This window comes from Pseudarthrobacter sp. O4 (assembly GCF_050157025.1).
In the GTDB taxonomy this organism is placed as follows: domain Bacteria; phylum Actinomycetota; class Actinomycetes; order Actinomycetales; family Micrococcaceae; genus Arthrobacter.
The window spans coordinates 4362249-4375474 of record NZ_CP189591.1 but is presented as its reverse complement, the minus strand read 5'-3'; the positions used below and the strand labels follow the sequence as shown (position 1 = coordinate 4375474).

The following is a 13226-nucleotide window of genomic DNA, read 5'->3' as shown; positions in this document are numbered from 1 at the left end:
TCGAGGTCTAAGCTGGATGCCATGACTCTTGAGTTCTCCCGGCTGGGTCTCGCCCCGGATTTCGTCGACTACACCCGCGGCTGGGATCTCCAGCGCGAACTCCACGAGAAGGTCGTCGCCGGCACCGCACCCAGCACCGTATTGCTGCTCGAACATTCCGCCGTCTACACCGCCGGCAAACGCACCGAGGACCACGAACGCCCCTTTGACGGAACTCCGGTGGTTCCCGTGGACCGCGGCGGCAAACTCACCTGGCACGGTCCCGGACAGCTCATTGGCTACCCCATCATCAAGCTCAAAAACAAGGCGGGCATCCGCGACTACGTGGAGCGGCTGGAAGCGGTCATCATCACCGTCCTGGCCGACTACGGCATCGCCGCCGTACGCATCAAGGGCCGTGCGGGCGTCTGGATCGAACAGGATGAGAAGGGCCCGGACCGCAAGATCGCGGCCATCGGCATCCGCGTCCACGACGGCGTCACGATGCACGGCTTCGCCATTAACTGCAACAACGATCTTGCGCCCTACGCCCAGATCATTGCCTGCGGAATCGCCGACGCCGGCGTCACCACGATCGCCCAGGAGACCGGCAGGGACGTCACCCCGGCAGACCTCGTGTCGCGGATCACCGAAGAACTGCGCAACAATGAAGAAGCCCTAGTTGCAACCCAAGAAGGAGCTCTACTGTGACACTGGCACCAGAAGGCCGGAAAATGCTGCGTATCGAGCAGCGAAATGCGGCCACACCGGTGGAACGCAAACCGGAATGGATCAAGGCCAAAGTCCAGATGGGCCCCGAGTACGTCCAGCTCAAAAACCTCGTCAAAAAGGAAGGGCTCCACACCGTGTGTGAGGAGGCCGGCTGCCCCAACATCTTCGAGTGCTGGGAAGACAAGGAAGCGACCTTCCTGATTGGCGGCTCCGAGTGCACCCGCCGCTGCGACTTCTGCCAGATCGATACCGGCAAGCCCTCCCCCGTTGACGTTTTCGAGCCGACCAAGGTGGCCCGCTCCGTCCAGGCAATGCAGCTGCGCTACGCCACCGTCACCGGTGTGGCCCGCGACGACCTCGCCGACGAGGGCGTCTGGCTCTACGCCGAAACGGTCCGCAAGATCCACGAACTGAACCCGGGCACCGGCGTCGAACTCCTGATTCCTGACTTCTCCGGGAAGCCGGAACACATCCAGGCCATCTGCGATTCCAAGCCCGAGGTCTTCGCGCACAACGTCGAAACAGTGCCGAGGATCTTCAAGCGCATCCGCCCCGCCTTCCGCTATGACCGGTCCCTGGACGTCATCACGCAGGGCCGCAACCTGGGCATGGTCACCAAGTCCAACCTGATCCTGGGCATGGGCGAAACCCGGGAAGAGATTTCCGAAGCCCTCAAGGACCTGCACGACGCCGGCTGCGACCTGATCACGATCACGCAGTACCTGCGCCCGAGCGAACGGCACCTGCCGGTGGACCGCTGGGTCAAGCCGCAGGAATTCGTGGACCTGCAGCAGGAAGCCGATGAGATCGGTTTCCTCGGTGTCATGAGCGGGCCGCTGGTGCGTTCCTCGTACCGGGCCGGCCGCCTGTGGGCCACCGCGATGCGCAAGAAGGGCTGGGAAATCCCGGCCGAGCTGGCCCACATCGAAAGCTCCGGAACTACCCGCCAGGAAGCCAGCTCACTGCTCGCGGCACACTCCTGACTCCGGTTGTAAACGACTGTGGCCAAGGGCTGGCACCGGACATTTCCGGCGTCCGGCCCTTAGCCATAAATCACGTAGAATTAAGGCACTATGGCGAATTCCTCTGATTCCAGCACCTCCACTCCGGCTGCCGATGCTCCGAAGCGTGGCCTTTTCTCCCGTAAGCCGAAGGAAGCCAAGGTCAAGAAGCCGAGCCGGCTGAAGCAGATCGGCGAGGTCTTCCAGATGACCCGGCGCCACGATCCGATGGTGCCGTGGCTGATGCTGCTCGCGTTCCTTGGTGTGGTGGCCGTCAGCTTCGTTGTTGGCTTCGTGCTGGACAACTGGATCACCGGTCTGATTATCGGCATTCCGCTGGGCATCCTCGCCGCCACCCTGATTCTTTCCCGCCGGGCGGAGCGCGCCGCGTTCGCACAGATTGAAAACCAGCCGGGCGCCTCGGGCGCTGCACTGGGCACCCTCAAGCGCGGCTGGATCACCGAAGACCAGCCCGTCGCGGTGAACCCCCGCACCCAGGACGCCGTCTTCCGCGCCATTGGACGGCCCGGCGTCGTGCTGGTCAGCGAAGGCCCCAGCAACCGGGTCAAGCCGCTGGTCGACGCCGAACGAAAGCGCCTCGCACGCATCCTCCCCAACGTCACCATCCACGTGATCGAAAGCGGACGCGGCGAAGGCCAGGTGCCCATCAGCCAGGTCGCCAAGCAGATGAACAAGCTGAAGAACGAACTGACGAAGATCGAGGTCAGCGCCGTGTCCAAGCGCATTTCATCGCTGGGAAGCCGCCTGCCTATCCCCAAGGGCATTGATCCCTACAAGGCCCGCCCGGACCGGAAGGCCGCCCGCGGGCGCTAGCCTGCCGCAGCGCCCGGCCACCAGAAACTTCGGGAGTCGCCCCGGTTACCGCCTTTCAGGCCGGCAGCCGGGGCGATTTCTTATTCCCCGGGGCTCACTCCCCTTGCTCATCCCCGACGCTTATCAACGACGCTTATCAACGTCCAGCAGGACAGAATCCGGAGACTCCCCATGAAACTGCCATCGAAGCCGGCCTTGATCCGCATCTTCCGGGTACTCGCCATTGCCGAGGGCTTCAGCTGGGCCGCCCTGCTGATCGGCATGTTCCTCAAGTGGGTCACCCGGACCACGGAGCTCGGCGTAGAGATTGCCGGCCCCATCCACGGGGCGTTCTTCATCGCGTACGGCACCACCGCCCTGGGCCTCTGGGGACTGCAGCGGTGGCCGTTCCGGGTGGCGCTGTTCGCAGGGCTCTCCGCGGTTTTCCCGTTCGCCACCGTCTGGTTTGAACGCTGGGCCGGGCGGCACGGTTTCCTCACGCCGGCACAGCCGGCGGGCCAGCCCGTCGAGGAAACCGCGGGGGTGTAGCGGCCCGCCCCGGGACCGAACACCACGCGACGGCCCCGCGTCCACGCCCGGTTGACGCAAATGGCCGCTATGCAGACGCGCAAAGCGGCCATTCCTGGCGAACTCTGGGGATGCCGGCCGCAGAGAGCGCAGCGGCGAGGTTCAGCCGTCCGAAGTTACAACCGGACCAGCACAGTGTTCATTGCCTTGTCGTGAAGGCCGCGCTGGTCAGGATCGAAGATGACAGCGGGGATGACGAGGCACAGCAGCAGGGTGCGGACCAGGGCCGGAAGCGGGCCGGCGGGACCGCCGCCCAGCCGGGTCACATGGATCCCCATGATGCGGTGGCCGATGCTGTAGCCGAGAGTGCCGATCAGCAGGGCCTGCTCGACGGCGAAGACGGCCAGGGTGGCCCAGGGGTTTCCGGTGAACGCGAAATTGCTGATCAGCAGCGCAATCCCCCAGTCGACGCAGATGGCCAGGATCCGGCGACCGGCGCGTGCGATCGAGCCCGGTCCGGATTCCGGCAGGCCCAGCCGCTCCCCCGGGTACTTGGAAATGCCGGACGTGTCCGGGCCGCTGAGCCATGAGCCTATGTCTTTGCGATCAACCACTCTCCCAGCCTATCGGGAAAGCCAGCGCTATCGGCAAAGCCAGCCGCCTCAGGCCGTTCACACTGTGGACCTCGCCTGGCCACACTGTGGGACCGGATAGGCCACACTGTGGACACCGACTACCGTTTACCTGTCAGGGGATTCTGTAACCTGCCCGAAACAAAGCGGACACCATGGGGAAATCCCGTGTCCTTAGGGTGGTAACAGTTGCTGGCGGCATAGGAGCGGGGCGAACTTTACGTTTTCCCCGCTGTCGGACTGCGCTGGACCACATGGCCTGACGGCCAGATATTTCACATGCATAAGGAGCATAGATGTTCAAGACTGCGGACGAAGTCCTCAAGTTCATCAAAGACGAAGACGTGAAATTCGTCGATATCCGCTTCACCGACCTCCCTGGCGTTCAGCAGCACTTCAACGTGCCCGCCAAGAGCGTTGACGCGGACTTCTTCGTCAACGGCCAGCTTTTCGACGGGTCGTCGATCCGCGGTTTCCAGGGCATCGCCGAGTCGGACATGCAGCTCATCCCGGACGTTACGACGGCGTTCCTCGACACGTTCCGCCTGGAGAAGACCCTCGCGTTGAACTTCTCGATCGTGAACCCGCGCACCGGCGACCCGTACCACCGTGATCCCCGGGGTGTGGCCGAGAAGGCAGAGGCCTACCTGGCTTCCACCGGCATCGCCGACACCGCTTTCTTTGCGCCGGAGGCAGAGTTTTTCGTCTTCGACAACGTGCAGTACCAGTCCTCCCCGCAGGGCAGCTTCTACAAGATCGATTCCGAGGAAGCCCACTGGAACACGGGCCGCGAGGAAGAGGGCGGAAACCTCGGCTACAAGACTCCGATCAAGGGCGGCTACTTCCCGGTCTCCCCGACCGACAAGCAGGCTGACCTCCGCGATGCCATGTGTATCGCCCTCGATGAAGCAGGCCTTGAGGTCGAGCGCAGCCACCACGAGGTCGGGTCCGCCGGCCAGGCCGAGATCAACTACAAGTTCACCACCCTGACCCACGCGGCTGATGACCTGCAGAAGTTCAAGTACGTCATCAAGAACACCGCCGACGCCTGGGGCAAGTCGGTCACCTTCATGCCGAAGCCGGTCTTCGGCGACAACGGCTCGGGCATGCACTGCCACCAGTCGCTGTGGAACGGTGGCGAGCCGCTGTTCTACGACGAAAAGGGCTACGCCGGGCTTTCGGACATGGCCCGCTGGTACATCGGCGGCCTGCTGAAGCACTCCTCGGCTGTCCTCGCCTTCACCAACCCGACGGTGAACTCCTACCGCCGCCTGGTCAAGGGCTTCGAAGCGCCGGTCAACATGGTCTACTCGCAGGGCAACCGCTCCGCCGGTATCCGTATCCCGATCACGGGATCCAACCCGAAGGCCAAGCGCATCGAGTTCCGCGCCCCGGACCCCTCCTCGAACCCGTACCTGGCCTTCGCTGCCCAGCTGATGGCCGGCATTGACGGCATCCGCAACCGCATTGAGCCGCCCGCTCCGATCGACAAGGACCTTTACGAGCTCCCCGCCGAGGAAGCCAAGGACATCCCCAAGGCTCCCGGCACCCTCGAGGAGGCCCTGGATGCCCTCACCGAGGACAACGAGTTCCTGCAGGCCGGCGGCGTCTTCACGCAGGACCTGATCGACACCTGGATCGAGTACAAGTACGAGAACGAGATCCGTCCGCTCTCGTTGCGCCCGAACCCGTACGAGTTCGAGCTGTACTACGGCGTCTAGAACTACGGCGTCTAGCTAGATCGCAGGGCTGACAGGGTTCAGTCCGCAGAGAGTCCGCACGCGCTGCCAGCACTTCCGCAATGGCAGCCCGTGCGGACTCTTCTTTGTCTGGCCACAGAACGGACCCAGGAACTCACTGGAACCGGCGTCCTACAAATCAGTCCTTATTCAGCTCGGTCAACTCGGCGCCGTCGAAGAACTTTCCCGCGCTGTAAACCATAGGGGACTTGGCGCTGACATCGGCGTGACGGACCCGGCAGATGAACACCGTGTGCGTCTTGGCCTGGAACCGTTCGCGGATTTCGGCTTCCAGCATCGCCGAAGAACCGTCAATAAGGGGCGAACCGTGGGGTCCCTCGTGCCAGCCGATGGTGGCGAACTTGTCCTCAGCCTTGGATGCGAATACCGAGACCACGCCGCGCTGTTCGTTGCTGAGGATGTTCACTCCCAAATGCGTGCTGGCGAACAGGGCCGGGTAAGTGGACGAAGTGCGCTGCACACACGCCATGATGAGTGGCGGGTCCAACGAAATCGATGAATACGCGTTGACAGCCAGGCCGCGCGGCGGCTGGGGTAAGCCCGGCCGATGCCGTCATGGCGGCAACCCTCGTGCCGGCCCGCGTCCTGGGCATGGAAACCGACATCGGAAGCCTCCGCGCTGGAGCGCGCGCCGACATCATCGCCGTTGACCCAAGCTTCGAACTCGTGACCGTCCTGCGCGGCGGGCGGATTCTGGACTCCCCCGCCTGATCCCGGCACCGGTGCCACCGCGCAGGCGTCATCCGGCTCAGACGGCGGCTGCTCCCGCCCGCACCCTGACCGGTCCCGTCCCGCGGACGGAGCCCGTCCGGGCGGCGTCGAGCCGCTCTGCCGCAGCCTCATCGGCGACCACAGTCACATGCCCGTGCAGCTGTAGCACTGAAGCCGGGCACTCCGGCGAAACGGGACCGGTGAGCGCCTCGCTCAGGATGTCCGCCTTGTCCGCCCCGTTGACCACCAGGAGCAACTGCCGGGCTTCAAGGATCGTCCCGAGGCCCTGGGTGATGCAGCGCTCCGGTACGTCACCGGGGCTGTCGAAGTACCGGGAATTCGCCTGACTTGTACGCTCGGTCAACGCTTCCACCCGCGTACGGGAGTCCAGGGCTGAGCCCGGTTCGTTGAAGGCCAGATGCCCGTTATGTCCGATCCCCAGGATTTGTACGTCGATCCCGCCGGCCCGGGCTATCGCGCGCTCGTAGTCCCGCGCCGCGACTTCAGGATTCTCCGCACCGCCATCGGGGACGAAGACTTTTGCCGGGTCGAGGCTTAGCCGTTCCGTCACTTCGCGGCGCACCACTTCCGCGCAGCTCTGCGGATGGCCTGCCGGCAGCCCGACATACTCATCCAGCGCGAAACCGCGGACACCGGACATGCCCAGCCCGTGGCCGGCAAGGGCCGCGTACACGGGCAGGGGTGAGCCTCCCGTAGCAAAGCCGAGGACGGCGTCGGGTCGGCTGCGAATAACGGCAGCCAGGATGCCGGCGGCAACTGCTCCGGTTCCCTCCGCGTTGGGCACGACAAAAATTTCCATCACACAGTCGCTTTCTAGGTGGTTCGGGCTGATGCGTGGGCGGTTCGGCCCGCGGGTCGTCTACCGGGCCGCGACGTCCTTGAGTTTCAGGCGGATACCGTCGAAGTGGCGTTGGAGGCGCTCGGAGGCCAGGGTCTTGTCCTTGTCAGCCACGGCCCGGTAGATCTCCCGGTGGACCCGGGCCTGCTCCCCCAGATCGACCGGGCCTGAGCCGAGAGCCTGATGGATCTGCCGGTAGACCTTCCAGAAGACATCCATGAGATTGATGAGCAGCTCGTTATTCAGGGGCGCATAGAGCCTGCGGTGGAATTCCGCGTCCAGTTCCGCCAGGGGTTGCCCCGCTTCCGCGGCCGCTTCCATCTGTTCCATGGTGCCGCGGAGATCGCCGAGTTGTTCTTCGGTCATGAGGTCGATGGCGGATCCGATGAGGCCGGATTCCAGTGCCTGACGCACGTCAATCAGCTCCATGGCCTCTTCACCCCGGTGCCGGAGTGACAGCCGGCCGCGGAAGGCCAGCCCGTCGGTGAGTGCGCTGAAGTTGTTGGGTGCCACGAACATGCCAAAACCATGCCGGATCTCGATCACACCAAGCGCCTGAAGTACCTTCAGCGACTCCCGCACGGTGTTGCGCCCAACACCCAGCACCGCCGAAAGCTCGCTCTCGGTGGGCAGCGCGTCCCCAACGTCCAGACCTTGTTCCAGAATGAGGTCCATAATGCGCGTTTGCAGGGCGTGGGACCTGATTTGAGCGCTGAAACGGGCCGGAGACAATACCCGGGACTCTATGCTCATGTGACTCTCCTTCTGGCCGCGGCCGTGATCGACCATTCCTCTCCCAGCGCACAGGAGATGGGACGTCCAATGTCTCATTTTCCTTGTGAGCCGTCAAGAAGATTTTTCCCCTCGCGGATCTTCGCCCACCACCAGGGTGGCGGGACCCGACGCCCGGATCCCGCCACCCGGATGTGTCTTTAGGGCTACTGGCCCTTCGGAGTGACCTGGAGCCGGTCGAAGGTGACCTGCTGTCCGCGTGAATCGAGGACCACCACGTCATCACGGCCATTCTTCACGTCGTCCGGCAGAATGAATTCAACGGTGCCGTTCCGTCCCGGGAAGATCCAGCCGAGCCGGTACAGGCTTTCGTTGAGGTAGACGTAATACCACTGGCCGTGCTCGAGGTTTCGGAGCGTTACTTTCTGACCCGTCCGGTACTTTGCTTCGGTGCCCAAGTCTGTCGGGGCAGTCAGGCCGCCGAGATCCTGCGTCCGGAGGTCGGGCATGACCTCGGGGTGCGCCGGCTGGGCGGGCAGGACCAGCGTCTCCCGGGTGACCTCCAGTTCAACGCTCTTTGACCCGTTTCTGGCCGTCACGGCGAAGGCCGCGGCGGGCACTTCCCCCGCGGCAACATCAGCGGCAGTCAGGATGTAGTCCGGGTTCCGGGTTGCGGTTGCGCCGGCGGCAAACACTGGTTCGGCGATACCCATGTCCGGCGCCTCCAGCCCGGACAGCTCGACGTTTCCGGCGTTCCCCAGCGTGTAGGTGAAGGTGACATTCTCTCCGGCAGTGGCGTAGCCGTCGTCGTTCGAATCGTCCCACGCGGCCGTGGCCGTACCTTCAAGCAGCGCGTTCCTGGCCACCAGGTCCACTTCCCCGCCGTCTACTTCGACCACCCTCGGGCTCTGTCCGGGTGCCGTCAGCGTCCACGAGGTCAGCGGGACGAAGAAGCCCTTGTCCAGTTCGGCCTGGGTCACGGTGTGCCGCGGGGTATCGCAGCTGTATTTCCCTGCGGGCGCCAGGTTGCGCCAACGGCAGTTGCCAGCGCCGTCGGGAACCAGCGGCGAAAAGTCCCCCGCGGTCGGCGTGACGGTGGTGGTAAGCGGACCGCTGTTCGCGACGGTGAAGAGGTAGGGCACCTGGTCGCCGGCAGCGTAGGGCTGCAGCGTCAGGTCCCTGCCGGCATCGTTGCGCTGACCGGCGATGTGGGCCACGGACAGCCCGTCGCGCAGGGCGATGTTGGAGCCGTTGAAGACTGCCGTTTGAGTCAGGGACGGAGTAGCGGAGGCTGTCACCGTGAACGTCGCCTGGGGCGTGAAGTAGCCGCGTGAGATGTCCTCTGCCGTCAAGGTATGCCTGGCCGTCGTGCAGCTATAGGTGGAGCCGGCGGGGAGGTTGTTGTAGCGGCAGTTCGGTGCGGTCGGCGGGAGGTAACCGGTTTCGAAGCTGCCCCCGGTGGGGACGGCGTTCGAGGTCACGCTGCCGGTGTTGCGGATCGTGAACGAATACGCCAGCACCTCACCGGCGTTGTACGGCGAGCTGATGACATCGCGGTCCGGGGCTGTGCCCGTGATACTGAGCCCGAGCTGCTGGGCCTGGGGCGCCGTCGCGACGAACGTGTACTGGGCAACTTTGCCGTCAGCGGCAGTGAACGCTGCGTTGAGATTCTGTGCGCCGGCGGCCCCTGCCGGGGCGGTCAGGTTCACGCTGACCGTCGCGGAAGCGCCGGGAGCGACGTCGGGCATCGGCACGGTGGTTGCGGACCACCCCGCGGGGGTGAAGATTGTCGCGGATCCGCCGGAGAGCACGGTGCCTTCCTGGTTCGTCACCGTCACGGCGACGGCTTTGCTCGCGCCGGGAGTCACGGCCTGTGCGTCCACGCTGACAGGTGCACAGACGTAGTTGAGCCACTCATCGTTGAACTTCGCAAAGGGCATGTTGTCGGTGTAGTTGGCCTCGTACAGCACACCGAACTGCCCGCTCTCCAACCGGGTGAGCGTGGAATAGGCCGAGAAACCCGAGCGGATGGTGCGGACACCCGGCCACGTTGCCCCGTCGTCGCAAGAGACCCTGGCGGATAGGTTTTCGCGGGCTGTCTTGGAATTGGCGTTCGTGAAGATCAACTTCCTGGCGTCAGCCGATCCCGCCGGGGCATCGGGGAACATCCGGGCGATCGAGCCGTTGTTTGCCGGGTCCGGAAGTTCAGTGTCCTGGGCGACCTGACCGTAGGTGGCACCGCCGTCGTTGGAGATGGCAACTTTTCGATACCCGCCGTTGGCACTGTCGCGGGAGTTGAGCATGACCCGGCCATCCGAAAGCTCGACCGTCTTGTTCTCATCCATCCCGGCGCCCACGGGAGTGCCCTTCTGCCACGTCGCGCCATGGTCGTCCGAGAAGACACTGTAGGCCTGGAAGGCCTGTGTGCCGCTGGCTTGCAGGACCTGGCCCGAGTACTGCTGGATGAGACGTCCCTTGTGGATCCCGTACTTCAGTTGGATCCCCTCCCCCGAGGCCGCGAAGTTGGCCCGGATGTCGCCCGGCTGAGGGTCCGTCCGACTCGTTCCGGGCTTGGTCACATTGGTGATGAGCCGCGGGGAACTCCAGGTCTGCCCGCCATCGCCCGATTCCACAACCGCCGAGGAGATCACCGAGCGGTCGGCGTCGTCGTTTCCAAAGGCGCTGCCTCCGAAACCCTGGTCCTTTGAATAGACGAAGAAGGCGAACACTTTTCCGGCTTCGGCGTCATAAACGTAGGAAGGATCGCTGTAACCAAACTTCGGGCCAGTCGCATCGCCAACATGCCCTGCGGCAATCACCTGAAGCGGACCCCACGTCCGCCCCCCATAGAGGAAACCGCGGTCTGCGAGCAGCGTTGCGGAGTGCCAGTTGAGCTCCCACCATGGTGCGCGGTAGCCGGTCGGCCGGATGCCCGCGGCCTTGGCGAGGGCATCGAGGCCCCGGTCGAGATATCGTGCCTCTGTCGCGGCGTCGATGCCCTGCATGGGTTCGTGCAGGTATCCGTGGTGGGCGATCTCGTGGCCTCCGTCCGCTATCCGGCGGACGACGTCCGGGTAGCATTCCGCGGTGAATCCGGGATGAAGAAAGTCGCCTTGATATCCTGGCGCTGGAGAATCTGCAGGAGCCGTGGAACGGCCACCTTGGGCCCCGTACGACTGGTGCGTCATGAGCGACATGTGCCTGGTGCTTTGCGGGTTATGGGCAATGGTGCAGGACTCGGCATCCACATCGAAGGTGAAGGACGCTGCCGCACGATGGCCATCAGGCCAGGCGATTGGATGGGCGGTGTCAGGGAAAGCGGGCAAGTCCATGGTGTTCATCTCCTGGCTAGAGGCCGACTGGGGCGGTTGTGGTGGCGGAGACGTCGGTCACGCGAGGCAGGGCTGATACTGAGGTCGCCTCGCCGGCGCTTGGCGAGTGCAGGAACTTTCGGTGGAAACGCCGCCCCATGAGGGCATAGGCTCCGGCGCTGGCCACTCCCCCGGCGAGCCAGGACAAATCCCACCCGCCCAGGGCGACGGCGATAGGTCCCTGCATCGCAGGTACGAGCCCGTACATGAACAGCCAGGTCGCGAAGATGCCGATGATCAGGGAGGCGATGCCTGCCGGATTCACGCCTGGCAGGCGCTTGGTGCCGACCGCGTCGAAAAGCCTGGATGGGTTGCCGGGCCAGCGCTTCTCGATCCAGAAGTAGTGGACCAGCATGACTCCGCCCCAGGCGGCCACCCAGGCGACCAGCCCAATCAGCCATGCATCCAGTACGGAGGCGAAATCGTCCTGGAAGATAGAGAAGATCACGGCTGCAAGGGAGAGGACGCCGACGAACAGGTTCAACATGCGCCTGCTGATGGAGATGTCCAGTGCCTGTGTGGCTACGGAAAAGGTGTAGATGTTCAGGATGTTGGTGGCGATCGGTCCGTGCAGGACCATTAAGAGCACCGGAAGCGCCATGACACCGAAGTTCTGAACTATAAGCTTTCCGGGGTCGATCTCGCCGCTGTTGGTGGCCAGGCTGGCGCCCAGGATACCCAGCCAGACGACGGGGATGAACTGGCCCAGGACCGAGGCGAAGTAGACCTTTCGCTTGGGCACTTCGGTGCTGACGAAGCGGGAGTGGTCGGCGGAAGCTCCCTGGTCGCTGTCCGAAGCCAAGCTCACCCTGGAATTGGCGGACTCCCCGGGGCGATCCCGGCCGGGAACCGGCGGTGCGCACCATCCCGTCGTCGACGCGGAGGCATTTGCAGTGGAACGTCTCGCCGTTCAATCTCTGGACCCCGATCAACGACGGATCTTCGTGGGCCAGCAACTGGGAGCGCTCCTGGATCATGATGAGCAACGCAATTCGCGGCTACTCGATACGCTGGCAATGTGGATGGAATGCGGATGCAACACCGCATACGCGGCCAGAGAGCTCCATGTGGAGCGGCAGTCGATGCACCAACGGCTGCGGCGGATCTTCGAACTGTGCGACGGTGACCCCCGGAGTACGGGCCGGCTGGCAGCATTGCATCTGGCCACCCGGCTTGCCAGACTCGCCTGAGCCCTAGCCTTGGCCCGCTTATTCTGAGCTCCCGGGCGGACGTCCGCCCAGACGGGTGGTGACCAGGTGCGCAGCAGCGGCGCATGCCTCGCCCAGACCCTGCAGTCGCTCGCGGGAAACTCGAAACCGGGGGGCCGGGATGAGGACGGCGGCTACGATATCGCCGCGGTGGTCATGGACGGGCGCGGCCACGCCGACTTCGTCGATGGATGATTCACCGTAGTTGATAGCCCAACCTCGGCGGATTGCGTCGCCGAGTTTGATCTGGTAGCCGTCAAGGCTGGCATCATCCAGCCCCGGATAGGTGATGGCTCCGCTGCGGAGCAGGGCGCGGACACGCTCGGCGGGTTCGGCGGAAAGGAAGACCTGAACGGACGCGCTCATAGCGTCCTTGTACCGGGCTCCCAGCGGGGTGGTGTGTTTGATCTGCTGGTGGCTGGCGATCTGTTCCACGCACATCGATTCTGTGCCGTTCCACACCATGAGTGCGCTGGTTTCGCCGGTCTGTTCGGTGAGTTCCCGCAGGACCGGGTATGCCACGCGCCGTTCCTCGAGTTCCGCGAGCAACGGGCCGGCAACCGCGATCAGCCCTAGGCCCAGGCGGAAACGGCGCGTTTCCGGGTCCCGTTCCACGAGGTGTTCCTGTTCGAAGGTGGAAAGGATCCGGGAAACGGTACTTTTGTGCAGGCCGACACGGTTGGCGATCTCGGTGACTCCGAGCAGTGGTTCATCGGCGGTGAACGTCCGCAGGACGGCGATGGCGTTGACGATGACGGAGGTGCCTTTGGTGTCGCCGTTTCCGTTGGTGTCGGGAGATTCTGCTGGGGTCATGGTGTTTACCATCATTCCGTATGAGGGCCGAAAAGCGGCGCCACGGTGGACGTGGCGCCGCTTCTGCTGTCCGTCCCTTTCAGGGGG

General features: G+C 64.3%; 13 protein-coding genes and 2 pseudogenes. 7 read left to right on the top strand and 8 right to left on the bottom strand.

All coding sequences use genetic code 11. The features are described from left to right. Positions 1-21 precede the first annotated feature (21 nt). The 4 genes from lipB (at position 22) to ACQCSU_RS20235 (ending at position 3074) form a co-directional block, all read left to right on the top strand. Complete coding sequence (gene lipB / locus ACQCSU_RS20250; RefSeq protein ID WP_426977103.1) at positions 22-690, top strand: lipoyl(octanoyl) transferase LipB; 669 nt, start codon at positions 22-24, stop codon at positions 688-690. Then, on the top strand, positions 687-1694 hold the full coding sequence (lipA, locus tag ACQCSU_RS20245) for a lipoyl synthase (RefSeq protein WP_426977101.1): 1008 nt from the start codon (positions 687-689) through the stop codon (positions 1692-1694). The genes lipB and lipA overlap by 4 nt, the downstream gene beginning before the upstream one ends. Before the next feature lie 90 nt (positions 1695-1784). Next, the gene (locus ACQCSU_RS20240; RefSeq protein WP_426977099.1) at positions 1785-2546 is read left to right on the top strand and encodes a DUF4191 domain-containing protein; all 762 of its coding nucleotides are present in this window, start codon (positions 1785-1787) and stop codon (positions 2544-2546) included. A 171-nt stretch (positions 2547-2717) separates the two neighbouring features. Continuing rightward, on the top strand, positions 2718-3074 hold the full coding sequence (locus ACQCSU_RS20235) for a DUF3817 domain-containing protein (RefSeq protein WP_426977098.1): 357 nt from the start codon (positions 2718-2720) through the stop codon (positions 3072-3074). Between the two features lie 155 nt (positions 3075-3229). Here ACQCSU_RS20235 and ACQCSU_RS20230 read toward each other — a convergent pair whose 3' ends face one another. Continuing rightward, positions 3230-3667 carry an RDD family protein gene (locus tag ACQCSU_RS20230; RefSeq protein ID WP_426977097.1) on the bottom strand — a complete coding sequence of 146 codons (438 nt, stop codon included), beginning with the start codon at positions 3665-3667 and terminating at the stop codon, positions 3230-3232. 314 nt (positions 3668-3981) lie between these two features. Here ACQCSU_RS20230 and glnA point away from each other — a divergent pair, with 314 nt between their 5' ends. Further along, complete coding sequence (gene glnA, locus ACQCSU_RS20225; protein ID WP_426977096.1) at positions 3982-5406, top strand: type I glutamate--ammonia ligase; 1425 nt, start codon at positions 3982-3984, stop codon at positions 5404-5406. A 157-nt stretch (positions 5407-5563) separates the two neighbouring features. Here the strand turns inward: glnA and ACQCSU_RS20220 are convergent, their stop codons facing one another. After that, on the bottom strand, positions 5564-5914 hold the full coding sequence (locus ACQCSU_RS20220; protein ID WP_426979875.1) for a flavin reductase family protein: 351 nt from the start codon (positions 5912-5914) through the stop codon (positions 5564-5566). An 86-nt stretch (positions 5915-6000) separates the two neighbouring features. On the opposite strand from ACQCSU_RS20220, the gene ACQCSU_RS20215 reads away from it, so the two are divergent. Then, positions 6001-6156, top strand: a complete 156-nt coding sequence (locus tag ACQCSU_RS20215) for an amidohydrolase family protein (protein ID WP_426977095.1) — start codon at positions 6001-6003, stop codon at positions 6154-6156. A gap of 37 nt (positions 6157-6193) precedes the next feature. Here ACQCSU_RS20215 and ACQCSU_RS20210 read toward each other — a convergent pair whose 3' ends face one another. The 5 genes and pseudogenes from ACQCSU_RS20210 to ACQCSU_RS20190 all read right to left on the bottom strand — a co-directional run. Beyond that, a complete protein-coding gene (locus tag ACQCSU_RS20210; protein WP_426977094.1) occupies positions 6194-6976 on the bottom strand; it encodes a glucosamine-6-phosphate deaminase in 783 nt (260 codons plus the stop codon). A 60-nt stretch (positions 6977-7036) separates the two neighbouring features. Further along, positions 7037-7768 carry a FadR/GntR family transcriptional regulator gene (locus tag ACQCSU_RS20205; protein ID WP_426977093.1) on the bottom strand — a complete coding sequence of 244 codons (732 nt, stop codon included), beginning with the start codon at positions 7766-7768 and terminating at the stop codon, positions 7037-7039. Positions 7769-7953: 185 nt separating this feature from the next. Further along, positions 7954-10566, bottom strand: coding sequence for a DUF7507 domain-containing protein (locus ACQCSU_RS20200; RefSeq protein WP_426979874.1), 2613 nt, complete (start codon positions 10564-10566; stop codon positions 7954-7956). Between the two features lie 27 nt (positions 10567-10593). Then, positions 10594-11079 (bottom strand): annotated as a pseudogene (locus ACQCSU_RS20195) (polysaccharide deacetylase family protein); the annotation flags it as partial. Between the two features lie 16 nt (positions 11080-11095). Then, a pseudogene (locus ACQCSU_RS20190) lies at positions 11096-11893 on the bottom strand (cytosine permease); the annotation flags it as partial. A gap of 118 nt (positions 11894-12011) precedes the next feature. Here ACQCSU_RS20190 and ACQCSU_RS20185 point away from each other — a divergent pair. Continuing rightward, positions 12012-12308, top strand: a complete 297-nt coding sequence (locus tag ACQCSU_RS20185; protein WP_426977092.1) for a helix-turn-helix domain-containing protein — start codon at positions 12012-12014, stop codon at positions 12306-12308. 18 nt (positions 12309-12326) lie between these two features. On the opposite strand, the gene ACQCSU_RS20180 is transcribed toward ACQCSU_RS20185, so the two are convergent. After that, the gene (locus ACQCSU_RS20180) at positions 12327-13139 is read right to left on the bottom strand and encodes an IclR family transcriptional regulator (RefSeq protein WP_426977091.1); all 813 of its coding nucleotides are present in this window, start codon (positions 13137-13139) and stop codon (positions 12327-12329) included. Between the last annotated feature and the right edge of the window lie 87 nt (positions 13140-13226).